Source organism: Eisenbergiella porci (genome assembly GCF_009696275.1).
In the GTDB taxonomy this organism is placed as follows: domain Bacteria; phylum Bacillota; class Clostridia; order Lachnospirales; family Lachnospiraceae; genus Eisenbergiella; species Eisenbergiella porci.
Map to the genome: position 1 here is coordinate 14,802 of NZ_VUMI01000008.1, position 26,692 is coordinate 41,493.

General features: G+C 47.6%; 23 protein-coding genes and 4 pseudogenes. 2 read left to right on the forward strand and 25 right to left on the reverse strand.

What is annotated here, in order from left to right; genetic code table 11:
- Nucleotides 1–12: 12 nt before the first annotated feature.
- From FYJ45_RS06690 to FYJ45_RS06750, 15 genes and pseudogenes are all read right to left on the reverse strand, one after another.
- Nucleotides 13–2,604: an EAL domain-containing protein gene (locus tag FYJ45_RS06690; RefSeq protein ID WP_154463985.1), complete on the reverse strand. Its 2,592-nt coding sequence runs from the start codon at nt 2,602–2,604 to the stop codon at nt 13–15.
- Between the two features lie 202 nt (nt 2,605–2,806).
- Nucleotides 2,807–3,675, reverse strand: a pseudogene (locus tag FYJ45_RS06695) (YeiH family protein).
- 225 nt (nt 3,676–3,900) lie between these two features.
- Nucleotides 3,901–4,314: a GH32 C-terminal domain-containing protein gene (locus FYJ45_RS29485; RefSeq protein WP_195841701.1), complete on the reverse strand. Its 414-nt coding sequence runs from the start codon at nt 4,312–4,314 to the stop codon at nt 3,901–3,903.
- Nucleotides 4,315–4,365: 51 nt separating this feature from the next.
- Nucleotides 4,366–5,379, reverse strand: a pseudogene (locus FYJ45_RS06705) (glycoside hydrolase family 32 protein); the annotation flags it as partial.
- A gap of 71 nt (nt 5,380–5,450) precedes the next feature.
- Nucleotides 5,451–5,774: a PTS sugar transporter subunit IIA gene (locus FYJ45_RS31705; RefSeq protein WP_320620545.1), complete on the reverse strand. Its 324-nt coding sequence runs from the start codon at nt 5,772–5,774 to the stop codon at nt 5,451–5,453.
- On the reverse strand, nt 5,765–6,676 hold the full coding sequence (locus FYJ45_RS06710) for a PTS transporter subunit EIIC (RefSeq protein WP_320620544.1): 912 nt from the start codon (nt 6,674–6,676) through the stop codon (nt 5,765–5,767). Before FYJ45_RS06710 ends, FYJ45_RS31705 begins: the two co-directional genes overlap by 10 nt.
- Nucleotides 6,677–6,733: 57 nt before the next feature.
- Nucleotides 6,734–6,808 (reverse strand): annotated as a pseudogene (locus tag FYJ45_RS32605) (PTS transporter subunit EIIB); the annotation flags it as partial.
- A gap of 130 nt (nt 6,809–6,938) precedes the next feature.
- Nucleotides 6,939–7,286: a type II toxin-antitoxin system PemK/MazF family toxin gene (locus tag FYJ45_RS06715; protein ID WP_154463987.1), complete on the reverse strand. Its 348-nt coding sequence runs from the start codon at nt 7,284–7,286 to the stop codon at nt 6,939–6,941.
- 179 nt (nt 7,287–7,465) lie between these two features.
- A pseudogene (locus FYJ45_RS06720) lies at nt 7,466–7,714 on the reverse strand (phosphatase PAP2 family protein); the annotation flags it as partial.
- Nucleotides 7,715–7,910: 196 nt separating this feature from the next.
- Nucleotides 7,911–8,345, reverse strand: coding sequence for an alpha/beta hydrolase fold domain-containing protein (locus FYJ45_RS06725; RefSeq protein WP_154463989.1), 435 nt, complete (start codon nt 8,343–8,345; stop codon nt 7,911–7,913).
- A gap of 42 nt (nt 8,346–8,387) precedes the next feature.
- A complete protein-coding gene (locus FYJ45_RS06730) occupies nt 8,388–9,644 on the reverse strand; it encodes a carboxylesterase family protein (RefSeq protein WP_321170212.1) in 1,257 nt (418 codons plus the stop codon).
- A gap of 34 nt (nt 9,645–9,678) precedes the next feature.
- Nucleotides 9,679–10,167 (reverse strand): hypothetical protein, encoded by a 489-nt coding sequence (locus FYJ45_RS06735; RefSeq protein ID WP_154463991.1) that lies wholly within the window; start codon nt 10,165–10,167, stop codon nt 9,679–9,681.
- 199 nt (nt 10,168–10,366) lie between these two features.
- Nucleotides 10,367–10,762 carry a hypothetical protein gene (locus FYJ45_RS06740; RefSeq protein WP_154463992.1) on the reverse strand — a complete coding sequence of 132 codons (396 nt, stop codon included), beginning with the start codon at nt 10,760–10,762 and terminating at the stop codon, nt 10,367–10,369.
- An 8-nt stretch (nt 10,763–10,770) separates the two neighbouring features.
- A complete protein-coding gene (locus tag FYJ45_RS06745; protein ID WP_154463993.1) occupies nt 10,771–10,959 on the reverse strand; it encodes a hypothetical protein in 189 nt (62 codons plus the stop codon).
- Nucleotides 10,960–10,991: 32 nt separating this feature from the next.
- Nucleotides 10,992–11,951: an AraC family transcriptional regulator gene (locus FYJ45_RS06750; RefSeq protein ID WP_154463994.1), complete on the reverse strand. Its 960-nt coding sequence runs from the start codon at nt 11,949–11,951 to the stop codon at nt 10,992–10,994.
- A 200-nt stretch (nt 11,952–12,151) separates the two neighbouring features.
- Between FYJ45_RS06750 and FYJ45_RS06755 the strand changes: the two genes are divergently transcribed.
- Together FYJ45_RS06755 and FYJ45_RS06760 are read left to right on the forward strand one after the other, a co-directional pair.
- Nucleotides 12,152–12,349 (forward strand): hypothetical protein, encoded by a 198-nt coding sequence (locus FYJ45_RS06755; protein WP_154463995.1) that lies wholly within the window; start codon nt 12,152–12,154, stop codon nt 12,347–12,349.
- Complete coding sequence (locus FYJ45_RS06760) at nt 12,346–12,864, forward strand: type 2 periplasmic-binding domain-containing protein (RefSeq protein ID WP_154463996.1); 519 nt, start codon at nt 12,346–12,348, stop codon at nt 12,862–12,864. Before FYJ45_RS06755 ends, FYJ45_RS06760 begins: the two co-directional genes overlap by 4 nt.
- Before the next feature lie 156 nt (nt 12,865–13,020).
- Here FYJ45_RS06760 and FYJ45_RS06765 read toward each other — a convergent pair whose 3' ends face one another.
- The 10 genes from FYJ45_RS06765 to FYJ45_RS06810 form a co-directional block, all read right to left on the reverse strand.
- Complete coding sequence (locus FYJ45_RS06765; protein ID WP_154463997.1) at nt 13,021–14,658, reverse strand: SulP family inorganic anion transporter; 1,638 nt, start codon at nt 14,656–14,658, stop codon at nt 13,021–13,023.
- Nucleotides 14,659–14,974: 316 nt separating this feature from the next.
- The gene (locus FYJ45_RS06770) at nt 14,975–15,955 is read right to left on the reverse strand and encodes a hypothetical protein (protein WP_154463998.1); all 981 of its coding nucleotides are present in this window, start codon (nt 15,953–15,955) and stop codon (nt 14,975–14,977) included.
- Nucleotides 15,956–16,224: 269 nt separating this feature from the next.
- Nucleotides 16,225–16,509 carry a sulfatase/phosphatase domain-containing protein gene (locus tag FYJ45_RS31385; protein ID WP_154463999.1) on the reverse strand — a complete coding sequence of 95 codons (285 nt, stop codon included), beginning with the start codon at nt 16,507–16,509 and terminating at the stop codon, nt 16,225–16,227.
- Between the two features lie 302 nt (nt 16,510–16,811).
- Complete coding sequence (locus FYJ45_RS06780) at nt 16,812–17,849, reverse strand: aldo/keto reductase (protein WP_154464000.1); 1,038 nt, start codon at nt 17,847–17,849, stop codon at nt 16,812–16,814.
- A 49-nt stretch (nt 17,850–17,898) separates the two neighbouring features.
- The gene (locus FYJ45_RS06785) at nt 17,899–18,726 is read right to left on the reverse strand and encodes an MATE family efflux transporter (RefSeq protein ID WP_276890356.1); all 828 of its coding nucleotides are present in this window, start codon (nt 18,724–18,726) and stop codon (nt 17,899–17,901) included.
- A gap of 402 nt (nt 18,727–19,128) precedes the next feature.
- Nucleotides 19,129–20,829 carry an ABC transporter substrate-binding protein gene (locus FYJ45_RS06790; RefSeq protein WP_154464001.1) on the reverse strand — a complete coding sequence of 567 codons (1,701 nt, stop codon included), beginning with the start codon at nt 20,827–20,829 and terminating at the stop codon, nt 19,129–19,131.
- Between the two features lie 74 nt (nt 20,830–20,903).
- On the reverse strand, nt 20,904–21,815 hold the full coding sequence (locus tag FYJ45_RS06795; RefSeq protein ID WP_154464002.1) for a carbohydrate ABC transporter permease: 912 nt from the start codon (nt 21,813–21,815) through the stop codon (nt 20,904–20,906).
- Between the two features lie 12 nt (nt 21,816–21,827).
- The gene (locus FYJ45_RS06800) at nt 21,828–22,760 is read right to left on the reverse strand and encodes an ABC transporter permease (protein WP_235930663.1); all 933 of its coding nucleotides are present in this window, start codon (nt 22,758–22,760) and stop codon (nt 21,828–21,830) included.
- Nucleotides 22,757–24,766, reverse strand: coding sequence for an alpha-glucuronidase family glycosyl hydrolase (locus tag FYJ45_RS06805; protein WP_154464003.1), 2,010 nt, complete (start codon nt 24,764–24,766; stop codon nt 22,757–22,759). The genes FYJ45_RS06800 and FYJ45_RS06805 overlap by 4 nt, the downstream gene beginning before the upstream one ends.
- Before the next feature lie 23 nt (nt 24,767–24,789).
- On the reverse strand, nt 24,790–26,682 hold the full coding sequence (locus tag FYJ45_RS06810; RefSeq protein WP_154464004.1) for a sialate O-acetylesterase: 1,893 nt from the start codon (nt 26,680–26,682) through the stop codon (nt 24,790–24,792).
- Nucleotides 26,683–26,692 lie beyond the last annotated feature (10 nt).

Here is a 26,692-nt window from a genome sequence, read left to right on the forward strand (position 1 = left end):
TCCAGGCTCCCTTCACCCTTTCCAGAGGCAGCATCCGCCTTTATTGGCGGTTTTGGCACTATAAAGCGCCTCATCCGCCCGTTTTACCATTTCATTCAGGCCGTCTTCCTCATTACCAATCACAATTCCGGCAGAACATGCCGGTACCAGACCCTCTCTCCATCCGCTTTCACGAACCGCCCGGCAGATTTCTTCTCCCTTTTTAAGAGCCATTTCTTCGGAACGCATCTGCTTCATAACTACGACAAACTCATCTCCGCCGAACCGTGAGAGAATGTCTGTCCCCCTGGTATGGCTGCGGATAATTTCACCGAACTTCATGAGCATCCGGTCCCCTTCTCCGTGTCCGAAGGAATCATTGATGTATTTCAGGTTGTCCAAATCAAAAAGATATACCGCCAGAGGGCAGTCCTCCTTATGCAGGGCTTCCACGGACGCCTCCAGCCCCCTCCGGTTCAGAAGCCCTGTGAGGAAATCCCGGTAGGCTTCATTTTGAAGGGTGCGCTCCCGCTCCCTGGACGCTGTAATTCCCATGGCGCGCAGCGCCCGGTTCCACAGGCTTTTCTGGGTATGTGGCTTTCCTGCGAAATCATCCACGCCCGCATCCAGCACCCGTTCCTCCAGCTGCGTATCCCCGGGGCCTGTGGCAATCACGGGGATGTTCCAGACAGATTTTTCCCGAAGCAGCACTTCAAGCACAGAAAAATTATCCGGACCGTCAAGCGTCATACTCAGGATCGCCACGGCAATTTTATTTTCATAGCTGGCAATGCAGGCCAGCGCCGCTTCCCCGTCGGCCGCCTCCACTACCTGATAGTTATTCTCAAAGGTCTTCTTCACCTGGCTGCGGTACTCCGCATCCTCATCCGCCACCAGGATCACGCGGGACCATTGCTCCACCCAGGGCCGCTCCTTCGCCTGCGCCTGCCCCTCGTCCACGGTGGTCCGTTCCTTCCTCAGGAGCGCTTCAAACTCTCCGCAGGGCATGGGCCTGGCAAAAAAGTAGCCCTGTACATAATCGCAGCCGATTTCCCTGAGCCTCTCCAGCTGTTCCCTGGTTTCCACGCCTTCCGCGACCACGCCCAGGTTCATCCAGCGGGCGAGTCCCATAATAAAGCGGAGAATCCCCTGATTCACCGGCTTTGCCGTCTCACTCTGGATAAACTTCATATCCAGCTTCAGAATATCAATGGACATTTTATTCAGCATGTTCAGGGACGAATAGCCGCTTCCGAAATCGTCCATTTCAATCACGAAGCCCAGCTCACGCAGCCGGCCGATGGTATGGATGATCTGCGCCGGATTTTCCGTATAGGCGCTCTCGGTAATCTCCAGATGGAGACGCGAAGGCGGGAGCCTGTGCCTGCGGATGGTGTTAAGCAGAATATCCGCAATGTCCGCGTTGTAAATGTCGGCACGGGATACGTTGACGGAAACGGAAAGCGGAGGATATCCCTTATCCTCCCATTCCCTCAGCACTGCGCAGGCCCGGTCCCAGACATATTGATCCAGCTTGGTGATAAAACCGTTCTTTTCAAATAAAGGAATAAAATACGCAGGGGACTGCATTCCCCATTCCGGATGGTTCCAGCGTACAAGCGCTTCGGCTCCGGCCAGCCTGTCATCCTTAATCCGGTACTTGGGCTGCAGATACACCTCGAACTGGCCCTCCGCCAGCGCCGCCTCCATACCGTCCGTGATGGCCTGCTCCCGCAGGAGCCGGCTCCGCAGCTGATCGTCATAGGCAGCACAGTATTTGCCGTACTGCCCCTTGATGCTGTTGGCCGCCAGCAAGGCCCGGTCGCACATCTGCTCCACGGAAATCCCCCTGTCGTGTATGGAATAAATCCCCCATTTCATCACAATATTTTTCGCATGGGAGAGGGAATTGATCTCCATTCCCAGCTCAATGAACATGTCGTCCGTATATTCTGCGGTATGCTCCAGCAGGCAGGCAAACCGATCCGCGTTAAAACGGCCGCAGATCCCCTTATCTCCCACAAGCCTGGTATACATGTCGGCCACGCCGCACAGGAGCCGGTCCCCTGCCGGTATGCCGAATATATCATTGATAAGCTTGAAATTCTCTATATCGGAGCACAGGATATCATACTCCCTGTCCGGATGCTGCAGCAGGATTTCCTTCACGCGCTGATAAAAAAACTCTTTGCTGTACAGCCCGGTCAGCCGGTCATACTGGATCATATTAATCACAGCCGCCGTTTCCCTTAAATTAATGATGCTCGCCACCCTGTGCAGTATGATCTGCGGACGGTAGGGCTTCGCCACGAAATCCGCCGCCCCATGGGAAAGCGCCGCCACCTCGTCGGATTCACCGTCGCTCTGCGTCGTAACAATCACAGGAATCGAAGAATAGGCCTGATCCGCCTTTACATGAGCCAGGAAGGTATAGCCGTCCATGACAGGCATGATGATGTCCAGCAGGATTAGTGAAATCCCCTCCCCATACTCCTTCAGCACATCCAGAGCCACCGCCCCGTTTTCCGCCTCCAGGACCTGATATTCCGAGGATAAAATCTCGCTCAGCATCGCCCTGTTAATTTCATTATCTTCTACCACCAGTATTTTTTTCTGTGAAATCATGTCTCCGCCCTCTGCATTATGTTTTCATTCCTGCCCAACCCACATATATCTAATAATTTTATCATACAAGAAAGGAATAAGCAATGATGCGGAAGTTTAGAAACGGAATTATGAAATTTAATATCACCGGAACCACTAAAAAAAGAAGCCCTGAAAACCAGGACTTCTTCTGACGCAGTTCAGATATTGAGGCTTTACCGTCTTACCAGATGCCGAGCATCTGCTGCAGGGTCAGGCTCACAAGGGCAATGGCCACCCAGCAGGTAAATCCAAGAGCAATAGGCTTGCCTCCTGTTTTTACCAGTTTTACCACATTTGTGTTGATTCCGATAGCCGCCATGGCCATAACGATAAAGAACTTGCTCAGCTGCTTGAGGAAACCGAAGATTTCATTGGCGGCTCCCAGGACAGGCCCGGTGCAGACAGAGGTGATAACTGTGGTAATGATGGAGGCGGCAACGAAATGGAGTATGAATGTGGGGAATACGTTTTTCAGGCTGACCGGCTTCCCTTCCCCCCGCATTTCTTTCTTTTCCTTCTGCATCCTTACAAAAGCAAGCATCAGCGAAACCGGTATGATTGCCAGCGTCCGCGTCAGCTTCACGATGGTCGAATATTCCAATACCGCCCCGTTCGTACCGTGCAGCGTATCCCAGGTGGAGGCCGCCGCCGTAACGGAGGAGGTATCGTTGACCGCTGTTCCCGCAAAGAGCCCGAAGCCCGTGTCAGTCAGCCCAAGTACCTTTCCCAGCGTGGGGAAAATAAGCGCCGCTATTACATTAAAAAGAAAAATAACGGATATGGCCTGGGCGATTTGTTCATCGTCCGCGTCAATGACAGGCGCTGCGGCCGCAATGGCAGAACCGCCGCAGATGCAGGAGCCGACGCCGATAAGAGCCGCCGTCTTGCCGGGAATCAGGTAAAGGCGATGCCTCCACTGACAGAAGACTTGTCCCTGATGGCAATTGCCAGCACCATTCCCGCTATGATCGCTATAACCGGAGCTCCTATCACCTCCAGGGCCCCTACCTGCCTGACCAGCAGCCAGGAGGGAAATGCAAGGGAAGTCATAATACGCAATTCATTTCCGATCAATATTTCGTTTTCGTTCCATCTTGCATAAACGTCAGGTACAATTTCTGCCAACTGTGCATAAATCCGGGCACCAAAAAAACTTCCTCCGCAGGAAAACACCGTGTTTTTCTCTTCGGAAGAAGTTTTCACATTTTGCAGCCGTACAGCCCTGCGGCACGGGGAATATGCCGGGCAGGCGGGAAAGCCGCTTTTTATTTTTAATTACTCAGTCTCCTGACACATGGGCCAAAGAACGCCGGCTTTAGCAGACACTCCTTCCATGAGAAGGCGCCTGGTATCCTCCGTCGGGTAAAAACGGGTGGTAAACACTGTTTCTCCATGGTTGACATAAATCTCTATCAGGGATGTATCTGCCAGGATACGTACTTCCTGTATACCGGAGATCAGCGCCCTCCGCTGCGTGCGCCCCCTGCCGGCGCCGATCTGTCTGCCGGCAACATCGTCCGTGAAGGAAAGCACCGCCTCTTTTCCGTCCCAGGTAAACCTGAGAGCGTCTGCAATCGTAATTGACAGTTTACTGTCTTTTGCGCCGCTGGCACCGGCGCCTCCTTTTTCATCCACAGAGACTATCAAATCAAAGGCGGGAGCGCAGTACACGGCTTCCCCGGCCCTCACCTCCTGCCGTTCGCCGCGCAGGGCTTCCAGCTCGGGAACCGGATACTGGAGCAGGCGGCCGTTTTGTTCCCGGATGACCCGCGGAACCGTAAGCGCATGCTGCCAGCCGCTTTCTATCGTGGGGTTTACATATTCCTCCTCAACATCCGGCAGGCCGGCCCAGGCGATCAGCAGGGTCCTGCCGCTTTCATCCGTAAAGGTCTGAGGAGCGTAGAAATCAAACCCCTTGTCCCATTCCCGGAAATCCTCCAGCCGGCAGCCCGCCCGGAAATCTCCGTTTATCTGAAAATAACCTGCCGTATAGACATTCTAGAATTCGTGTTCATTCCTGGGAAGCCCCTGGGGGGAAAGGGAGAGGAACCATTTTCCCCCTGTGTAAAACAAATCAGGGCATTCCCACATATAGCCGAACCTCATGGGCACGGTCAGTTCCCGGCAAAATCGCCAGTTTTCCAAATCACAGCTTTCATAGAGCAGCACCGCCCCGCAGTCATTTTTCTTCCTGCCCCCCAAAACCATATAGTATCTGTTTTCCAGGGCAAATACCTTGGGGTCGCGGATGTGCAGGGTATAGTCCGCCGGATAATCCCTGTTCGTAAGCAGCAGCTTTTTATCCCCAAAGGTCCTGCCGTCCCGGCTTTCCACCAGCACCGTGTTGGCCTCCCGTCCCTGGGTGACATAGTCAAAGTCTCCCGGAAGCTTCACATTTCCTGTGTAAAACAGATACATGATCCCATCCTTTATAAGACAGCTTCCGGAATAAACGCCGCTTCTGTCAAACTGTTCATCCGGGGCCAGGGGAACGCCCGCATATTCCCAGTCCGTCAGGTTCCGGCTGGTGTAATGCCCCCAGAACTTTTCCCCGCCGCAGGGGTCAAAGGGCGAATATTGGAAAAAAACATGGTAGACACCGTTCATCTGGCACAGGCCGTTAGGGTCGTTCAGCCATCCTGCGGGCGGCATAAGATGGAACTTCAGACGCCAGGGGTCTTTCTGCACCCCTTCCTGCGCCGCCGCTTCCGCCTCCCTGATTTTCCGGATCATCTGCAGTCCTGCTTCGTTCATGGCCGCTGCTCCTCCTCTTTTTGTTTGGCACACTGTTTATTTTACACGGGAGAGCACCGGTTCCCCGGCCTTTACAGAGCGGCCGCCTGCGTATTTACCTGTGCATAATCTCCGGTGTTCGTCACGATAACGGGGGTTGTTATATCATAGCCTTTCCCAAGAATTCCTTCCCGGTCAAACTCTATCAGCAGATCTCCCTTTTTCACATCGGAGCCGTCCTGCACATGGGCGGTAAAATATTTTCCTTCCAGCTTTACGGTATCCATGCCGATATGAATCAGGATCTCCGTACCGTCCGTGCCCAGCAGTCCCACCGCATGGCCCGTAGAGAAAATGGTCTGCACCGTCCCGTCAAAGGGAGCGTATACCTTCCCTTCTGAGGGTATTATAGCCATACCGTTTCCAAGCACGCCGCTGGCAAGGCAATGGGCATCCAGGTATTCAGGCCTGTCCCGCTCAGAAGTCCGGCCTCCAGCGCATTGTACATATGGTGCACGCCGGCCACTACCGTAGGCGCATAGGCAGCCCCGCAGACAGCGGCGCCGATGCCGAAGGGCAGGGTAATCAGGAACTGCATGCCGGAAAGGACGCCATTTTCAATCCAGGAAAATACGGGGCCGATGATTGTCAGCGTCAGGTAACCGGTCACAAGTACGGTTACGAGAGGCGTTACGAAAAGATCCAGGATTTCAGGCACGATTTTATGCAGCTTCTTCTCCAGCATGCACATGATCCAGACGGCGATTACCACGGGAATTACATGTCCCTGGTAGCCCACCAGGTTGATCTGGTACAGTCCGAACCAGGCATCCGCCGTTGGGATGGATTCCGCGCCGGCCACGCTCCAGGCATTGAGCAGATCCGGATGAATCATAATCATGCCCACTACTGCGCCCAGAAACAGATTTCCGCCGAAAACCCGCGCCGCACTGATGGCGATGAGCACAGGCAGGAACACGAAAGCGGCATTGCTGAACAGATGCAGGATGGTATAAGCGCCGGACTGGGCCATGGCCGGATAAATCTTGCAGAGGCCTTCCAGAAGTCCCATTAAAAGGCCGCTTGCCACGATGGCCGGAATGATGGGTACAAATACGTCCCCCAGCGTTTTCACAGCGCGTTTCCAGAAGCTGGTCCTGGCGGAGGCGGCCTGCTTCACCTCTTCCTTGGTGGCAGCGCCGATTCCCGCAATCTGCAGGGATTCGTCATATACCTTGTTAACCGTGCCGGTCCCGAAAATAATCTGGAGCTGGCCGGAGGCAAAGAACACGCCCTTTACTCCTTCAATATTTTCCACCGCATCCTTATCGCATTTGTCATTGTCCGCTATTACCAGCCGCAGCCTGGCGGCGCAGTGCGCCGCACTGATAATATTCTCTTTGCCGCCGATGCTCTCATATACATCCTGCGCTGCTTTTCTGTAAACCAGCCTAAACGGACATGTCTGTCTGCACGGCTAAATATACTGACCCACAAAACAGTTACGAAGTAAGTATTACAAAAAAAGAATGCGATAAATAGTTTTTGACTATCTACCGCATTCCCAAATAACCTTTACCTTACATACACATCCCAAAGCTTACCGCAAGCGCCCGGTCCACCTGTCCCAACAAAAGATTGTCCACTCTGCCTATGTATTCCTTAAGCCTTGAGCGGTCAATGGTACGCACCTGCTCCAGAAGAATGATGGAATCCTTTCTTAAACCGAATTTGGAATCCTCAAGCGGTATATGCGTGGGAAGCTTATGCTTTCCGGTCTGGCTTGTTATTGCGGCCACGATGACGGTGGGGCTGTAGCGGTTGCCCATATCATTCTGAATGATAAGAACCGGACGGATGCCTCCCTGTTCTGAGCCGATCACCGGACGTAAGTCTGCGTAATATATATCACCTTTTTGAATGCTCATTGCTGTCTCCTCCAAATAAAATACTTCGTCTGAAAATCCCTTTCTGTATCCTATTGAGGAGTGTTGCCTGTCCGGCGAGGCTTTATTCGTGGTACGATACTGCATCACGGAAAAATTATTACAAACTATAAAAAACAGGGGACTACCAATAGCCCTCTGTTTTATATATTCCTATGATATTAACTATGCATCTGTTTAGTCTTTACCTTATCCACAAGAAAACTCACCAGTTCAAACAACGCCAGGGAAATCAGGATCCCCACCGTCACGTCACTGGCAAAATGCGCTCCCATAAACACACGGCTGCTGCCCACAACAAGACACCAGATGTAGACGACGGCCCGGAAGATATTTTCCTTTCCCGCCAGAGCAGGATAAATTCCCGGAAACAGCAGCAGCAGGATGACGCCTGCGGAATTCATGGAATGACCGCCGTAAAATAAAGAAGCGCCGTCACACCGAAGGCAATCGCCTTATCCCTCTTTTCCTCAGGCACCTTTGCCGCAAGCCATACGGCGCACCCGGTAATGGCCAGTCCCCCTTTTTACAAAGTAACGTAACTGCTTTTTCTCCTGCAATCACAATATTTCCTTCATGTATACCGCGATTTCTCTGATACAGTCCTCAGCCTGGGGCCCACGCCAATCTGATCGGCAAAGCCGGTTCCCGGTAAACCACCATCTTAAGCGCCGTTCCCGCCTTTTGTAGCGTTCTGGCGTAGGCAAAATCCTCAAATACCAGAAAATCATGTTCCCCGAACAGAAGAAGCGTGGGCGGCAGATCATGCATATCATCCAGAAGCGGGGAGGCATAAATATGTTCTTTTTCCAGACGACCCTGCAGGTACACCTCCTCCAGCATGTTCGACCCGGCCTGGCCGCCCATCATGCCGCTCATCATGGAAAACATGGTCTTTATAACCTTCTCATGTTTTTTGCTGCAATGATATTTTTCCGGATTCATGCCATGAAAAAATTCAGTTTCCCGCCCGGCAATGTTTACGGCCGGATAAAGAAGCACCTGCATTTTTACCATATTGCTTCTCTCTTCCCGGTACATGCATGTTCTTCTTCACACATGTTTATCTTCATACAAACCTGCTCAGTGCTGGACATCCTGATTCTTCATCATTTCCATCAGGTTAAAGGGCGGAAGAATACTGTCAATCAGCTCATACAGAGCGTCGTCATAATGGTCGCGCACCTCACAGCTGCGGTCAAAGATCATGGTAGGCTCTTTTTCCTCCGTTACCGCATCCCACTGGGGAAGTCCGGAATGTCCCGGCCTGCCGGTCCGTGTAAAGGTCATCAGGGCGCCGAACATCCGGGCCTCCAGTTCATCGGAAACACCCTGGATGCCGCATACCTCCACCTTATCCGTATTGTGGAAAAAGAAGGGGATATCCGAACAGTGCCATGCGATTTTCTGATGCTGGATCGGGAACTCCAGGATAAAGTTGTAAAGGTAGGTCCCCGCGTCTCCCTTCGCGTGGAGCTTTGCCAGACGTTTGGAGGGCTGACGCATCACACGGTCCACATTCAGCAGATCCGTGGCATATTTTCCGGGATAGGCTTTGGCAAAGGCGGCGATCATTTCATCCGTATGTTCCCCATAAACCTTTGCGATAATCTCCCTTGCCTCTTCCCCAGACAGCTTTGTTTTATCATAGGTTTCCGGCAGGAATGCGAACTCCCCGAATACGGAACCGATCAAAAGCGGGATCTGATATGCATGTTCACGGAAGCCGCACTCCAGCGGGCTGCCGAGATAATAATCATTTAACAGCGGGGATCCTCCCACATAGCCGCCCTTCATGGCAATCAGCGCGCTGACCTTTGTGTAGGCTTTTGCCAGCTCATAATAAGGTACGGTTTCCAGCTTTTCCACATCCCCCTCGCCAAGCCCCAGCTCCGCGAGCAGTGCCCTAACGATCTCACGCCCGTCGCCGCGGCAGATAGGCAGTGTGGCTGCATCCCCAACGCCGCTCATGATCATGCCCTTATGGAACAGGCCGTCCGCATCCGGAATCTGCATCAGGTCGGCCACCTTCATACCGCCTCCGGATTGGCCGAAAATTGTTACATTCTCAGGATTCCCGCCGAACAGGGCGATATTTTTATGTATCCAGCGTAATGCCGCCACCATATCCGCATGGCCTGCATTTCCGGAGTTTTTGTACTTTTCCCCGAAGGGGGACAGATCAAGATATCCCAGCAGATTCAGACGGTGATTGACGGAAACCACAACCACATCCCCGTCCATGCACATGTTATACCCGTCATAGGCAACCTGCTCAATGGAAGATCCGGCGAAATATCCGCCACCGTGCAGCCATGTGTTTCCCTGAATGACTCTTATTTTCCTTCTGTCTCCTGTTTCTGTAAATCTGCCATTACCGTCGGATCGCCTCCTTCCGCTGAAACACCTGGTACCGGTTGGCCGGTTTCAGACGCTCCCAGCCACCGCCCTCCGGCAGCTCCTCCTTTTCCTCCAGGAAATGCCGGACCAGGTTTTCAAGAAGCGCCGCAATCCGGTTCTTTAAATAGAGGGACTGCCTCATCTCATATTTATACTGCGCCTGAAAGGCCCGGGCCAGATTGTTCCGGAGTACATCATAGATCTCCTGCCTGTCCTTCGGATACAGGAAGGAACGGCAGTTTACCTTGTGGCTCAGAAGCTCCGGACTGATGGAGGCCAGATAATGCAGGGAAATCGACAGCGACAGCGCATACGCATCCCCGTCCAGCTCAAGCTCAAGCATCTGGAAGCTGTTGACGGCAAAAATATCCCCTTCATTGATGCGGTATGCCGGCCCGTTATGGGTAAAGCATACCCGCCCGCCCCTTTTAGTACGAAAATCAGTTCCAGTTCCGGATGCCACAGCGGGCGTTCGTCCTCCCTGCGCAGCAGGGTAAACCAGAAGTCCTCCTGTTTTTTGTCAGATTAATTGTTTTTCTCCTGCCCTTTTTATATAAAGCCATACATTGCTGTCATGAATAACAGTGAAATGCATTACTGGCAAGCATTAGGTTGACATTTTCCATAATGTCATACCATATTTTCAGGTACAAAAATTACAGTTATTTTCTTAGTTCTTCAACAAGCTTACCAACCTTACTTCCTACAGAATGTTCAAGTTCTATGTCATCTTCGCAAAACTGTTTTTCATTCACAACCGCCTTATCAATTCTCCTTAAAAGCTCCTCACTATCGTATTTTGACTTTGGATATATAAAGCTTTTTCTATCCCGATCAATAATAAAGCATATTTTATCCAACTCTGCATCGTAGGTAAAAGACTGTTCCTTAATAATTGAAGGAATTTCATCTACAAGATGAGTGGTTTCCGTTTCCTCTACAAGTGCTGAAAGAAGCAATTCTAATGAACCTTGTATATCTTTAACTTCGTCCTTCAGCAGCACACCAATCTGGTTTTGACAAACGGTTGTTAATATATTCCAGATTCCCCTTGCCATTACTCTAGTTATTTTATTCCGGCGGAATCCCTTCCGCCTAAAAAGCCGTCGTCAATATTCACATAGGTATAGCCATGCTCAGCCAGCCCTGTCCTGACAAGCATATCCACCTGTTCCTTTATTTTTTCTTCTGAAATCCCTGTCCGAAAACAGTTCCAGGATGCCCATCCCATAATAGGCGTTTTTCTTTTGTTCATTTTCTACCTCCAAAATTTGTTATCTGTCCTTCTTATTCCCTTTCCGGAAACAGCCACCCCGAATATTCCAGAATAGACTGGTTCCTTAACTGTTCATCCGCCTGAAGCATCTGCTTACGGTACTCTCTGGGAGACATCTGCATGATACGTCCAAAAAGCCTGTTAAAACTGGAAATGGATTGAAATCCGGTCTGCTCAGCAATATTTAAAATCGTATCCTGGGTACTACGCAACAGAACACAGGCCTTCATAATCCTTGTTATATTCAGATATTCAAGCGGCGGCATCCCCATAATATCATGAAAGGTACGTCTGAAATGCGTAGCGCTTAAATGACATTGTTCGGCCAGCTGTTCTACCGTCAATGGCTGATCATAGTAATTTTCTATGTAATTTAATGCGGAGGTAATTGGCTGGGAATACTCCGGCATACCCGATTCTATTTCGGGATTGGCCTTTGCCTCAAGATACTGCATCCGATAAAGCTTGATATACAGTGAAAGCAATAATCCCTGTGCACTCAGCTCATATCCTGTCTCCTGTTTTTTCAGTTCCTCAATCGCCTGTACCGCCAGAGAATATATGTCAGGATATTCCTGCTGGCCAAATATAAAATTACAGTTATGAAAGCTGTACATTGACAGATCAAAATTACGCCAAGCGGAAGGGAGAAACCTCGCAAATAAAAGCTCCGGATCTAAAAAAATATAGGACCAATGGCTCTTTGTCCCGGGCGCCGAATATGTTGTATGCGGTATATTGCGGGGAATACAGGTGACATCCCCCTTCTTAAAGGTATATGTCTTCCCGAAAAATTCCATCTTACCGCTGTCACTGTGGCAGACACCCAGTTCAAGACAATTATGAAAATGCAGCCTCCCACTGGGTTTATCAGATATCCTCCAATAATCTCCCGCAAGAAGTACCACCGGAAAATGAAGCGGAAGAAAATAACTGCGGTATTCTGTTATAACATTTTTACGTCTTGCCATGATATTCCTCCTCCTCCTTTTTTTCTATTTAATCTTATCAGATATGCAGAAATAATTAAATCAATCCGTAAAAATTTATTGTTAATTTACAAAAACCAATAAAATTTATGCATTGTACGTCGTTTCGGCGTCTTCAGGCGGAATAAATGGTCGTTTTTGCACAAAACAAATTTGAATATGAATAGAAAACGTACAATTCCATGGTGGAAAATAATCTGGTTGATTACTCTGTTATGAACGGCGAAACATATTTTGCCCTGGCAAACAGACCTTTCTACAACACAGGCTATACCTGGCAGGTATTCTGGCGTACGGACTGGCTTGATCAGGTCGGCTATGATCATGTTCCCGTAACCTATGAAGAATATGAAGATGCCCTGACCAAGATTAATGGATGAGCCAGGAAGATGTGCTCTTCACATTACAGTGGGGTGTTGAAGGCGAAAACTACAATGTTGATGCAGAAGGACTTCCCATCAGCGTGGCTGATTACAGCGGCGAATATAAGCAGGGCTATAATAACAACAAGGACTACTGGGCAGTGGTAAGGGAAGGCAGAAGCGCCGGTACCATGGAACAGATTATCAAGGCAACCCTTCCTCAGGATTTACCTCAGGATTTCACACAGGAAGTGCTTGACTTCTACAATACACGTGTAAAAATGGCTGATGAAGGACTGGCAATTATTGATGCAGTTTACTCCGTTGCCCTTGAGTCTGAAAGCGAATACCGCGGTACACTGGGTGAGCTGTATAAGGAATACAGGGATCAGCTGACCATGTGTGCACCCGAAGAGTTTGATGCTCTGTATGATGAACTGACTCAGAAATATCTGGATGCCGGATATCAGGCAATCCTGGATGAAAGACTGGAGCAGTATCAGGCTGGAAACACAACCAAGCTACAGCAGTAGGAATTTGCTTAAAGTATTTTCCAAAAGAAAAAGAATTGCTGCCGGTTAATAATTACTCACCGGAAAAAGAGCAAAACCATAAACGATATGGTTTTGCTCCTTTCTTTTTAAACTTAAAGCTAAGATTTTAAGCCAAGCGGCCCGCAGGATTATTTCCTAAGCGGCCTCTCCGTCTTCCAGCAGCGCCCGTTCCACACTCCAATAGAAATTATTCTCCCCAATCATATCATAAATGCCGGAACGCTTCAGCATATTCATGGTACTGCCCGGCACTCCGCATAAAAAGATTTTCTTCCCCTGTTTCTGCAGCTCGGCCAACACCTGCATAAAAGTAATGGCGCCTGAGATATCCATATAGGAAACCCCTCGCATGGACAGCAGAACGGTATCAAACTCCTGCATTTTTACAAGGATTCCCTCAATATTCTGCGTGTTTGCAAAAATTATGGTTCCCGTCAGATAAGCGACCGCAGCATTTTCATACTTCTTATTCAGCCTCTCGTCCGCATTATTGATACGGCTCATATCCACTTTCTCATAATTGATTTCTATATGGGACAAACGGCTGACCAGAAGAACCAGCCCGGTTACCACACCCAGCAGAATCGCCGTAGTCAGATCAAACAAAATGGTCGCCGCCATGGTAATCAGGTATTTGGCTGCGGCCCCCTTGAAATGATGGGAAAAAATATACCTGATTTCCTTCCAGTCATTCATACGGAAGGCGGTCACCATCAGAACCCCCGCAAGGGCGGACAGGGGAATCTTTGCCATCACAGGCCCCAGGATAAACATAAAAACAAGAAGCCCCAGCGCATGGAATATTCCGGTCAGCCTTGTGCGCGCCCCGGATTTCAGCGCAACGCTCGTCCTGGCAATGGCCGCAGTTGCGGGAATCCCCCCGAAAAAGGGCAGGATAATATTTCCGATGCCCTGCGCCACCAGCTCCTGATCGCTGTTCAGCCTGACATTTGCCATTTTCCCGGCGCTGGCCCCGCACAGCAGGCTTTCAATCATCCCCAGCATGGCAATACTCACCGCCGGGCCGAAAAGCCCTTTGATATCCTGGAGATTCAGCGCCGCAATATCCAGACGGTCCTCCAGGAAAAGCGTTTTGGGAATGGCGCCCACCGTTTCCACATCCAGTTTCATTACAACAGAAATCACTGTGGCAATAATAATGCTCAGAAAGGAAGCCGGCACCACCGCGTTCCATTTTTTCGGGAAAAACACCATAAATAATACAACAAACATTCCCAGCAAAACAGCCTGCAAATTCACCGGAAAGCCCAGACGCCCATAGCTGAAAAGCTTTTGCACGGCGCTGGATCCTTCCGATGCAACTCCAAAAAAATTATCAATCTGCCCCATTGCAATAATTACGGCAATACCGGATGTAAATCCTGTAATAACAGGCGCCGGGATAAAGCTTGTCAGCCTGCCGATATGGAAAATACCGCAAAGCACAAGCAGGACACCCGCAATGAGCGTGGCCGCAAAAACTCCCTGCAGGCCATATCCTGCAATAACGGACATCAATATGGCTGCCATTGCCCCCGTAGGGCCGGATATCTGATAAAACCCGCCCGAAAACGCACCGATTACCAGGCCGGCAATAATGGCCGTAACCAGCCCGGCCGCCGCCGTCGCACCGCTGCTTACGCCGAAGGCCAGCGCCAGCGGAAGTGCCACCGCCGCAACCGTCAGCCCGGCCATGAGATCCTTTATAAGATCGGCCCCGCTGTAGTTCTTAAACTCTTTTTTTAGCTGCTGCACATAATTCCTGATTAACATAACATACTATCTCCCCTTAATATAAAAAAGTCCGGCGCAGGACCTGCCTCTGTAATCGTGGTTTCCCTTGCAGGCCGGCGCGCAGAACTTAATTATAGGATTTCTATGATATTGCGTCAATATGAAATCAGCGGAGACATGAAGGAAGGTAAAATCAAGGAGAAAGCCCTCCTGCCCTCATAACCCTGGCCGCTTCTCCCTCTGCGGCTACGCAAAGAACCGCCTGCGTCCGATACTTTACTGATATCAGACACAGACGGCTCTGTTTTTTCTAGAAGAATATTATAGTTATAATTTCCTTTGGATACATACCCCGCTAAGCCTCCATAATCTCACGCACCATCTTTGTACTAACGCCGCAGAGGGCCGAAATTTCTTCTTCCGTTTTCCCCTCTCCCGCCAGACGCATTATATTCTTAGTCAGGCTGATTCCCTTTCTTACGCCTTTTCTTACGCCTTTCCTTACCCCCTTTCGCATAGCATTTTCCTCAATGGCCTCACTTAAATTACACATCTGCTTCAGCTCCTCTCCTATTTCCTGTTCCATCTCAATTCCATAGTCCCTTAACAGCACTTCCTTTTTCCTGGCTGCATTCATCCTGGGGGAAAGCAGGGTATTCAGAAAGCCGTGCAGTTCTCCCCCTTTCTCCTTGCTCTTTTCATTCAGGCAGATAATGATAACTGAAAGTTTATCATAATTCTTTTTCTTTTCCGGCATTATCCCAATAATATCTCTTTTCCCAATCCAATACTCTGTCAGGGCGTTTCCTATGTGCAGGGGCGCATTCATACAAATCCATATGCTATATACCTTTTTCAGCTTCCCATATTCCGAGTCTGTAAATTCCCTGTCCAGCTGTTCCGAAAGCATTCTTGCGCCGTAAAATATTCCCCTGGTTACTATCCGATATTTCAGGTAGAATTTTTTCTGCGCCTCCACATTCATCAGAAGCTTTACCGTCTCCCTGCGCCCCTGCCCGGGAACATAAACGCGGAACCTGATATCATAGGTTATTGTTCCCTCTCCGGGTATCCTGCTCTCCGTGCTGTCCCCTGTGATAAGAAGCTTACCCTTCCCTGTTTCTCCCGGACGCAGCGCTGTCCCCTCAATCTCGATGTCAGGCTCAATCCAGCCGACGATTTCTTCCGGGGAGTACTCCCGGAATTCCTCAGAAGCACCCTTAAGAATACGTGCCAGAACCTGTCTGTTACCCAGGATACGCTTTACATGCCCGTCGTACTGGGCCTTCGCTCCGGCGGCATCCAGTGCCGCGCCAATTGCTGTCTTTCCCTTCATTCTTACCTCCCTGTGAAAGCAGGAATGCAGACAAAGACACTTCTGATATTATCTTCTGCAGTTCCTGCCGTTATAAAATGTGATTTTCGGCAGAAACTGCCAGAATGTGCGAACGCACTTAATACTAATAATAAGAATATAATTATGATACTTTACAGATGGTTAATTGTCAATAGTGAAGAATTCATTTGCTGCGGACAGTCCGCATACAGCCGCCTATGGGCCGGCTGTATCAGCTTTCTGCCTTTCTCCCTGTGCCGCCTCTGCTATTACCGTTCTTCCGTTTTCCCGTAATTCTTCCAGAACTCCCGCCCGATTCTATGTCTGCAGTCATCAAGTTTTTCATTATAGTCTTCCAACAGCAAGGCGAGGGAGCGCCTTACCTCTGCAAGTCCTTCCTCCTCGCTAAGATCATCTTGCTCATATGGATCTTTTTCCATATCAAACAGCTGGGTTCTGCGCATCTTATCCGTGCGGTATTCTATCAGCTTATAGGGCGCCTTTTTCACCGCCCTGACCTTGCCTTCATGCCATTCCGCTCTTTTTAAGAGCACTCTGATTACAAGGAAGCCGGCCTTCTCTTCCTGACTACATTTAAACAGATAAAGCTCCCTCCGGCCCCATACCTATTACATCATAGCACGTATTCTTGAAAGAAGGGATCTGCAGCTTCAGCGGTTTTTCTTTTCTTCTTCAGTTAACCATAACGGGGATTTCCCTTTTCCCGCCCACCAGGCGCCTCCCGTCACTGCATACATGCCGAAATGGATGATGCTTCTTTGCAAAAATTAAAAATTAAAAAAACGGGCCCAAAATCAGCCCGTTTTCACCATAATAACAGTTTTCAATACCCTTTTTATATTTTCCGGCCGCCAACCGGCCAGACATGGGAGGCCGCGGAGGACACCGCCGTATTCTGCGCCATTACCCCGACCAGCTTATGCGGCACGTAAGGTTCCTCCAGATAAGCGGTTTCTTCTTCCGACAAAGCAAGTTCCACCGCCTTTGCCGCCCCTTCCATATGATGCAATTTGGTAGCGCCCACAACAGGAGCCGTCACCTTTGTCAAAAGCCAGGCAAGTGCGATTTCCGTCATAGTGACCCCTCTTTTTTCTGCCAGCTGTGCTACGCGGCTGATAATCACGCCGTCCTGCTGTGCGGTGGCATCGTATTTGGATTTTGCATAACTGTCCTCAAGCAGACGTTTTGAAGTCTCCCCAGGGTGTTTGGAAAGCCTGCCTCCGGCCAACGCACTGTAAGGTGTCATTGCAATATTTTCTTCAGCGCAGAATGGCGCCATTTCCCTTTCCTCCTCACGGAACAGAAGATTATAATGTCCCTGGACAGATATGAACCTGGCAAAGCCTTCCTTTTCCGCCAGTGCGTTGGTTTTCGCAAGCTGCCATGCAAAACAGTTGGATATGCCTGTATAACGTACCTTCCCCGCCTTGATCACCAGGTTCAATCCATCCAGAATGTCATAAACCGGCGTTCTGTAATCCCACATATGATAAATGTACAGGTCAATATGGTCCATCCCCAGGTTTTCCAGGCTTTTATCCACCATTCTCTCAATATGCATCTGCCCGGTAATGCCGGCCTCTATCTCCTCATTTGTACGGGGCAGGAATTTTGTTGCCACCACAACCTCGTCGCGTTTGGCGAAATCCCGCAGCGCGCGTCCTACAAACTGCTCGCTGGTCCCTCCCTGGTAGCCGATGGCTGTATCAAAGAAATTCACGCCTAGCTCCAGCCCCTTTTTTATAATCTCACGGGAAGCAGCTTCATCCAGTGTCCAGGAATGCTGGCCGCTTTTGGCATCGCCAAATCCCATACAGCCCATACAGATACGGGAAACCGTCAAATCAGAATTACCTAACTTTGTGTATTGCATCCTAATTTTCTCCTTTCAGATCACTTTGCATGTTTTCCACTTGCCTTGCTTAAAACGGTGCCGGAAAATAATGCCGCGAAGCACCCAATCCAGGCACATGGCCCAGGCTATCCCCATAACCCCCAGATTCATCGCCACGCCAAACAGGATGGAAAACACCAGGCGCATGCCGGCAGTGGTCCCCAGAGACTGCAACGGAAAAAACCAGCGTGATTTTCATCCACTGCCCGCGGTATTGAATCGGATTCCGGCCGGAAAAACACAGAAAGGTAATGATTACCGCTGAGAAAGCTCTTGCAAGCAGGGAAGGATAGGCCACTCCGGCCACCCCCGCCCTCAGGAAAAATACCCCTATGAGATTCCCCGCCACATTAATGACGTTGGCAATCACTGAAATATACATGGTAGTGCTGGTTTTTCCAAAGCTCCGGCAAAGCGCCGCCCCCGCATTATAAACCGCCAGCGCAGGATAAGAATAAGCTGAGATACGCAGATAAACCAGGCAGGCTTCCATCACCCCGTCCTCAACTTTGCCGAACATAAGACGCATCAGCTTCTCATTAAAAACCAGAATGACTGCAGACATGGCAACTGAAAACAGTATGGATATCATAAGCAGCTGACTGCCCGATTCTCCCGCTGCATCCTGATCTTTTCTGCCCAGATACTGGCTTATTATCACTGCCCCTCCTGAGGCAAGCGCCGTGAACAGAAAAATAAATATGGTATTGAAGGAATTAACCAGTGAGACCCCGGAAACCGCCGATTCTTCCACAAAGCTGATTACAAAGGTATCCGCAATCCCCACCAGCATAACAAGAAGCTGTTCCATGAACAGCGGAATGATTAATTTTTTCAAATCTTTATTGGAAAACACAATTTTCCCTCTCTCAGGCAATCTGCTTCAGCCAGGCAGCACTTTTCATTATAATTTTGGATAAAAACAGTGAAGTATTCTCTTCATTGTACAAATTACTTCTTATTTTGTCTAATGCTTATATCCTATTGAGGGGTATTCATTATTTGTATATAAAAAACACAGGGCTATTGTTATGCATTCAAAAAATTGAAGCATAAAATAAACCTGTGTTTTCCATTATATATTTGCCGGCGCAGTAAATGCACTGTTCTGCCGGACTATTACGATTGTCTTACCAGCCCGGGAGTAAAAGCCAGGCCGACTTTTTATTGCTCGGTTGAAAAATATCACTCATTTTTCATCAGCAAGGTACAGCACTCTATTCAACAGAAGAATAATGCAGCCGCCCTTTTACCACAATCAGTAACCGAGTTTAGTTTTATTTTTTTCAAAAATTTCATTTACCTGCGATACATAATTATCAACACCCAGGCTCTTTATTTCAGAAACATAACTTTCCCATTGAGTTTCAATATCTGCCTGTCCGGTAATAAATTTCTGTATCCAGGTCTTTGTACTGTCGATAAGCGGAGTCTGGATTAAAGTCAACTCTTCTGATTCTTCTTCATTTGCCATAAATGGAGGATCCTTCGGCCGGGGCTCTCTGTATTCCTGAATTCTCTTTTCAAAATCCTTCTCCCCATCTGTTGTCATTTTAGAGTTCCGGATCCATGTAGGTCCCCCATAGGCAAAAACACCGCCTGCAAATCCATAATCTGCATTCAGTTTCTTTTCTGCATTCGGATTAACGCCATTATATGTAATATCAGGATTCAGAATAATATTTCCTTGGCTATCCTTTGTATAAGTCTCACCCTCTACACCCCATTGGCTAAGTGTATGGCCTTCTTCGGAATACCATAACCAGTCAACAAATCTTAACATCTTAATAAATCCTTCTTCTCCCAGTTCATCCAATGCATTTTGTGAAATCATAACGCCATTTTCAAGCCTGGAATTCTCTATCTGCACCATGCCCGCAGGTCCCCCGGGTGTCGTTGCCATATACAATTCCGCGCCCTCTACCTGCAGCTGAGTTGTATAATCATTCAGATTTTGATAATTACCCGTCATAACATATGTTTCACCTGTGAAAAATTTTGCCTTTGCCGCATCGTCTTCCTGGGAAAAGGATTCCGGATCCAAAATTCCGTCTTTGACCATTTTATTCAGCCAGGTCAACCATTCCTTTGCACCATCTGTTGTATCGGCAAAATAAAATTCTTCCTTTTCCTGATCAAAGGCCAGTGCGTTTGATATCCCCCACCCTGCTTTAGCGCCATAGGGGATGGAAGAAATATTTAACAGGCAGTCACCCTTTGACATATCGGAAATAACATACTCACAGCCAGTATACTCTTTTACCTTTTTGCACGCCTCGTAAAAATCGTCATATGTCCAGGTTTTTTCCAATTCGGTCACATCCACTCCCGCCGCATCAAAAATATCTTTACGCATGATAAAGGAATAACCGCCTCCGCCATTCTCCCATATGCCAGGCAGTACATAATACTTTCCATCGGCCTGCAGCTTTGACTTCAAATCTCCTGCCATATCCCATTCTTTCACACATTTCTGGTAATTGGGCATATATTTTACCCAGTCGGAAATTGCTACTATCTGGCCGCTGTTTACATACTTCCCTTCCTCATAGGTTTTCGGGATAATATAAGGTGAATCCCCCGAATTAATAAGAACCGACTTCTTGTCTTCATAGTCTGTTCTCGCAATAATCGTAAGATCAAATGTTACATTTGTTTTTTCCTGTATGGCTGACCATAACCGCCAGTTTTCCTGATAGGGATAATTTTCATGATCGGAATACATCATTGAATAAGTAACCGGTTCATCAGAATGAAATGTCACATCCTCCCCATAAGTATAATCCAGCTGCGCATCCTCCGCATCCGTTGCCACCTCCGTATTCAGCATGTCCGCAACATCCGTTGCCGTTTCAGCCGGATTCGCGGCCGCCTCCTCAGATGTGCTTCCGCCGCATGCCCCAACGGAAAACATCATAATTCCCGCGAGAGCCATCGCCAGTATCTTTTTTGCTTTCATAAATGAAATCCTCCTTCTTATTAATAAATATTAAGCCGCCGCATATCCATTATTTATATACAAACGACATAATTTCAACCTTTCACCGATCCGATCATCATCCCCTGTACAAAATATTTTTGTACAAACGGGTAAACACATATAATAGGCGCTGCGGTCAATACCATACAGCAGGAACGGACATTTGCGGAAATCTGGCTGGCCTCGTCTGAAACCGCGCCAATCTCCGCAGTTCCGGTGGCGCCCATGATTATCTGCCTCAGATATAATGCAACCGGCCATTTATCCTTGCTGTCCAAATAAAGGAATGGTCCGAACCAGTTGTTCCATATGCCAACAATATAAAACAAAAACATAGTGGCCATAATTGGCTTGGAAAGCGGAAGAATAATCTTCAGGAATATTCCATATGTATTCATCCCGTCAATAGAAGCGGCTTCCTCCAGTTCACCGGGCAAGCTGGCAAAAAACGATTTCATAATCAATACGTTATAGGTGCTGATAGCCCCGGGTATAATCAATGCCCACATGGTATCGCGCATATGAAGGGCCTGTGCAATTAATATGTAGTTTGGGATCATTCCGCCGGCAAAGAACATGGTAAACACAACAAACGGAGTAAAAAATTTATTCAGTACCAGCCGTTCCTTCGAAAGCGGATAGGCCAGCAATGCCGAACCCGCTACAGAAATTATGGTTCCCAACAGGGAATATACAATTGTATTTTTATAGTACAGGAAAAAATTCGGTTTGCTTAATATGACCTGATATGTCCTGGCTGTAAACTCAACCGGAAAAAAAGATACCTTTCCCGCATAAATGGCGCCTTCTGAACTAAATGACTGTGCCACAAGATATACAAAGGGATACAGGGTAACAAAGACAACAAATATCATGATTACTGTATTTATTACCTGAAATACGCGAAATCCCGTTGAATCCTTTACTTTATTTTTTTGCTGAACGATTTTTTTCCCTTTCTCCATTTTCCCCTCCTCCTACCATAAACTTGACTCAGTAATTTTTTTAGAAACAAAATTAGCAGTAGTCACTAAAATCAAACCGATTATCCCCTCAAAAAGACCAACCGCGGTTGCGTAACTGAAATTACCTCCTGAGATACCCATCCGATAAACCAATGTTGAAATAACATCTGCCGTTTCATATGTGGATGGTAAATATAACAGAATAATTTTTTCAAAATTAGAGCCCATTATGCCGCCTATATCAAGAATCAGCAGTGTTACAATCGTAGGCAGTATCCCTGGTATGGTAACATGCAGCGCCTGCCTGAACCGGTTGGCCCCATCCACTCTTGCTGCTTCATAAAGCTCTGTATTAATCCCTGTCATTGCTGCAAGATACAGGATAGTTCCCCATCCAAGCGCCTGCCAGATACCGGAAATAATATAAATTGGAGGAAACCACGACGCTTCCTGTATAAATGATATTTTTTCCATCCCAAATGAGCTTAATAAGGTATTAATCGGGCCGGACAATGACACTACTTCTTTTATCATGCCCGCAATGATAACCATTGAAATAAAATGAGGCAGGTAAGATACCGTCTGTACAAATTTCTTCCACTTTATATTTCTGATTTCATTCAATAATAATGCGAATATCAATGTAAGCGGGAATCTCACAATTAAATAGCTTACGCTTAAAAATAGGGTATTCCGAAAAGCTCTCCAGAAAGACGGATCCCTGAGAAACTGTTTGAAATAGCGCAGTCCAACCCATTTTTTCCCAAAAATATTTACTCCACCGGAATATTTACGGAAAGCAATTATGTTTCCAAACATTGGTATATATTTAAATATGACAAAATATAGGATGGGTATAATTAAAAAACTATACAGCCTCCATTCCTTCTTTATATGTTTTGACAATTTTATTTTTCCTAAATGATTCTTTTTCCCTGTATTCAATAAATTTTCCTCCCTTTTTCATCTTCTATAAAAGATTTTCTGTAAAAATAGGTATTAATCTGATCCCTCCATTCTTTCGCATGCTCCAGCTGATGTTCCAAACGTTCTGACACACGCATAAATATATCTTCCGGAATTCTCTCACGTATCCCATTCCAGAGGGCAATCATTTTCTGTACATCCTCCACTCCTTCAAAATGAGTATCATAAATATGCTGTATTAACGTCTTTCCGTTTTTCAGCCTGTATGTATAGGGAACATAGTGGAAAAACAGTAAAAGCTCTTCCGGACAATCCTCTATCGTTTCATACATAGATGCATTTGCTTCCAAATACGTCTGTGCATATCCTGTTCCCTTACTTCCCCGTTCTACACCAAGACCATAATGATCCGCCCTGTGATAAGTTCCCCACCTGTCATATTCATAACCATCCACATTAGGTCCATAATGATTATGGGGATTAACCATCCATCCGATTCCAAGGGGAGAAGTATATTTTTCATAGGCAGGCCACGACATCATCAGAATCCTGCACACAGCCTCTGTGATTTCCTTGTCAGGGCCAAATGTGCATTCACACCATTCCTCAGCAATCTCCCCAGCAGATAATGATGTGGAAAATGCAAGCCTGCCAAATCCAAACCAATTTGCGGCTGCTAAATCGTGCCCGGTCCAGTTTGTATCGGATCCCGTATTTGCCACTGCGGTAATTCCGCCTGCAAATTGGGGGAAAGCCCGCCCGCTTATAATATCAGCTACCGTGTCCCTTTCCTTAGTGCAGCATGTATGGAATTCCAGGATTTCCTTAAATTCTGGAATCAGATAGCAGACATGTCTTTGCTGTCCGGTATATTCCTGTGCTATCTGAACCTCCAAAATCTGCCTTGTCCTCTGCAAAGCTCCGAATAGGGAGGAAACCGGTTCCCTCACCTGAAAATCCATAGGTCCATTTTTAATCTGCAAAATTACATTATCTTCAAATTGTCCATCCAGGGGTGAAAAACTGTCATATGCAGAACGCGCCCTGTCAGTTTTTCTGTCCCGCCAATCCTGGGTGCAATTGTAGACGAAACACCTCCATATAATTACTCCCCCATATGGCTTCACAGCCTTGGCTAACATATTTGCGCCCTGCGCATGCGTTCTTTGATAGGTAAAAGGCCCCGGCCTTCCTTCCGAATCCGCTTTTACCAGGAAACCTCCCAGATCCGGTACAGATGCATATACCTGCTTCATCTGCTTTTCCCACCAGTCCCTTACTTCTGCCGCTTCCGGATCTGCAGTGTCCAGGCCTCCCAATTCCATTGGAGCTGCAAAATTCAGGCTGAGATAAAGACTGATTCCATAATTTCTGAAAATCATAGCCAGCTGCTTTAAATCCTCTGCATAATCCTCTGAAATTAATTTGGTTGCATTTTCTTTTACATTAACGTTATTTATAACTACTCCATTAATACCGATAGAAGAGACCAGTCTTGCATAATCCGCTGTCCGCTCATTTATCAGTAATTCCTGATTTTTGAAGAAAAATGAGTCCCCCGAATATCCTCTTTCAATACTCCCATCCATATTGTCCCAGTGATTGAGCATCCTTAGAGGATTGTCCGGCACTTCCTTATAGTCCAGGTTCTTTAACGGCTGCTGCCTTTGAACCTTTCTTATCAAGGCAAAGCATCCGTATAAAATACCAGAGGGTTCCTCCGCGGTTATTGTTAACCTTCCTCCTTCTTCATACAAATGATATCCACCGTTTCCAGGACCATTTTTATCAGTATACAGGTAAATTCCGGCCGATGAATTTTCGGGTGCCTCCTTCAAAATAGTAATTATTTGAGGGGATTCATCAAACATCGCCTCTGCTGCCCTGCTCAATTCTTTTGCCGCAGTATGAATTACCGCTTCATTCTCCTGTACATATATTTTCCTGAAATATTCCCTGTCCGGATACCATGGAATTTTCCGGTAAGAAAGCCATGCCATGCTATAGTCCATTTGTTCCTCCATACTACAAACCAGCTCCTTTTCCCTTATGTATTGAAATCTGTCCTTATGCAAAAGGGAGACGCCGGATGTCCCTCTTCATCAGTAATCAGATTTCCTCTTGGCACATTACGCCAGGCATATCTCAATTCACGTACTGTAATTTCTGACGGGCATTCTATGATGAGCCGGTTTTCTTCAAGCCAGGCTGGTACTTCATAAAATATCCCGTCGTCCCCGGCCGCCTCAACATCTGAGATGAAGCCTCCTTGCGGCTTCAATCCTCCCGGGGCCGAATCAAAGGTCACACTTATTTTTTCTTCATCCTTCTTAATCACAACAGGAATCGGTCCCAGTTCCGGCCTGTTATCTCCCTGTTCAAATAACATGGCTGCCTCAGCAGCACGGTAAGCCGCTTCTTTTTTACGTAAGGGATGAAGATCATTCCATTCACCAAGATCCAAATTTACCGTCATCTTCACCAAAGGCAAGCGGTGCGCGGCCTGCCTCTGTGCTTCACGGATAATAGGCCATCCGCTGTTTTCTTCCGGGAGATCGATAGAAAAAGCGGGAAGCTGAACCAAAATAAAAGGCAGTTCCTCGTTCCATTTTTTTCTCCAGGAACAGATAAGGCGACATAGCAATTGTTCATAGCTGTCAGGATTCCTGTCGTTCGATTCGCCCTGATACCACACGATTCCTTTGACAGCCAGCTTTTGGCACGGCGCCAGCATGCCATTGTAAAGCCCTGTGGGTTTTCGGATAATAAAATCCATCTCAGGCGCCGGCAGATAACTGCATCCTATCTTATATTCCCAGCAATTTTCATTATCTGTTAAATCCACCGAGCCCTCTTCAGAAAACAAACGATATATCTTATCCGGTGTCAACCGTCCGTTTCCCCGCTCACATAAAACACGGATTGTCAGTACATTATCCTTTTTTCTGAGAACCGCCTCCGGCACTTTATATTTTCTTGGCGGATACTGATAAGCAGTTTCTCCAACCATTTGCCCATTTACATAGGTTTTATCGCTGTCAACAATTGTCCCCAGCCAAAGGTCTGCTGGCTTGCCGACCATTTCCTCAGGAATATCAAATTTTTTCCTAAGCCACAGGGAACCGCAAAAATCTCTTAGTTCCTCTGTTTCAAACCATCCCGGAAGAGAAATTGTTTTCCAGCCTTCTTCACTAATATCCTTATACCAGGGCAGTTTACCAAGCCCTTCGTCCAGAGCCGATACCCTTTCACGCCATTCTTGCTGTTCCTTTTCATTACGCTCAATAAATTCCGCTACAACCTCTTCAGCGCAAAACCGCCTGGCAAGTGTTAATAGTTCCGGCATATCTGCCAATGCATCCCTGCCCAGCCATGCCTCAACAGGGGAACCTCCCTTACTGGCATTAATAATTCCTACCGGCACTTTTTTCTTTCTCCACAAATAATCCGCGAAGAAATAACTGAAAGCCGAAAACCCTTCTATATTTTTTTCATTTACTTCTAACCATTTTCCTGCAGCCGGCTCTTCTAAAGGTCCCTGGAATACACTGTTCTCCGGAATAGTAAATATATGTATGTTCGGCTCCCTGCTGATTTTTGAAAGTTCGGGATAAAAATCCTTTACCCGGGCTATTGGAAGCTCCATATTGGATTGGCCTGCGCAAAGCCACACATCACCAACATAAATGTCTTTTAATTCCAGTGTCTCATCCCCATGGAATACCTGCATAATATACGGGCCGCCAACACGCAGATTTTTCAGGAATAATTCCCATCTGCCATCCCCGCCTGTAATTACTGCCGCCTGTTGTCCCTGAAAGTGTATACGGACCTGTGCTCCTGCTTTTCCTTCCCCCCATATCTTAATTTCCTTATCCTGCTGGAGCACCATACCATCCTGGAAAAAAGCTAATAATTTTAAGAGGTTTTGTTTCTTCATAGTTTTACCT

Coding starts and splice junctions, on each gene's coding strand:
- FYJ45_RS06690 (WP_154463985.1), bottom strand. CDS start 2,604: ATGATTTCACAGAAAAAAATACTGGTGGTAGAAGATAATGAAATTAAC.
- FYJ45_RS31705 (WP_320620545.1), bottom strand. CDS start 5,774: ATGGCTATAATACCCTCAGAAGGGAAGGTATACGCTCCCTTTGACGGG.
- FYJ45_RS06715 (WP_154463987.1), bottom strand. CDS start 7,286: ATGAGCATTCAAAAAGGTGATATATATTACGCAGACTTACGTCCGGTG.
- FYJ45_RS06725 (WP_154463989.1), bottom strand. CDS start 8,345: ATGTACCGGGAAGAGAGAAGCAATATGGTAAAAATGCAGGTGCTTCTT.
- FYJ45_RS06740 (WP_154463992.1), bottom strand. CDS start 10,762: ATGGCAAGGGGAATCTGGAATATATTAACAACCGTTTGTCAAAACCAG.
- FYJ45_RS06745 (WP_154463993.1), bottom strand. CDS start 10,959: ATGAACAAAAGAAAAACGCCTATTATGGGATGGGCATCCTGGAACTGT.
- FYJ45_RS06750 (WP_154463994.1), bottom strand. CDS start 11,951: ATGGCAAGACGTAAAAATGTTATAACAGAATACCGCAGTTATTTTCTT.
- FYJ45_RS06755 (WP_154463995.1), top strand. CDS start 12,152: ATGGTGGAAAATAATCTGGTTGATTACTCTGTTATGAACGGCGAAACA.
- FYJ45_RS06760 (WP_154463996.1), top strand. CDS start 12,346: ATGAGCCAGGAAGATGTGCTCTTCACATTACAGTGGGGTGTTGAAGGC.
- FYJ45_RS06765 (WP_154463997.1), bottom strand. CDS start 14,658: ATGTTAATCAGGAATTATGTGCAGCAGCTAAAAAAAGAGTTTAAGAAC.
- FYJ45_RS06770 (WP_154463998.1), bottom strand. CDS start 15,955: ATGAAGGGAAAGACAGCAATTGGCGCGGCACTGGATGCCGCCGGAGCG.
- FYJ45_RS06780 (WP_154464000.1), bottom strand. CDS start 17,849: ATGCAATACACAAAGTTAGGTAATTCTGATTTGACGGTTTCCCGTATC.
- FYJ45_RS06790 (WP_154464001.1), bottom strand. CDS start 20,829: ATGAAAGCAAAAAAGATACTGGCGATGGCTCTCGCGGGAATTATGATG.
- FYJ45_RS06795 (WP_154464002.1), bottom strand. CDS start 21,815: ATGGAGAAAGGGAAAAAAATCGTTCAGCAAAAAAATAAAGTAAAGGAT.
- FYJ45_RS06805 (WP_154464003.1), bottom strand. CDS start 24,766: ATGGAGGAACAAATGGACTATAGCATGGCATGGCTTTCTTACCGGAAA.
- FYJ45_RS06810 (WP_154464004.1), bottom strand. CDS start 26,682: ATGAAGAAACAAAACCTCTTAAAATTATTAGCTTTTTTCCAGGATGGT.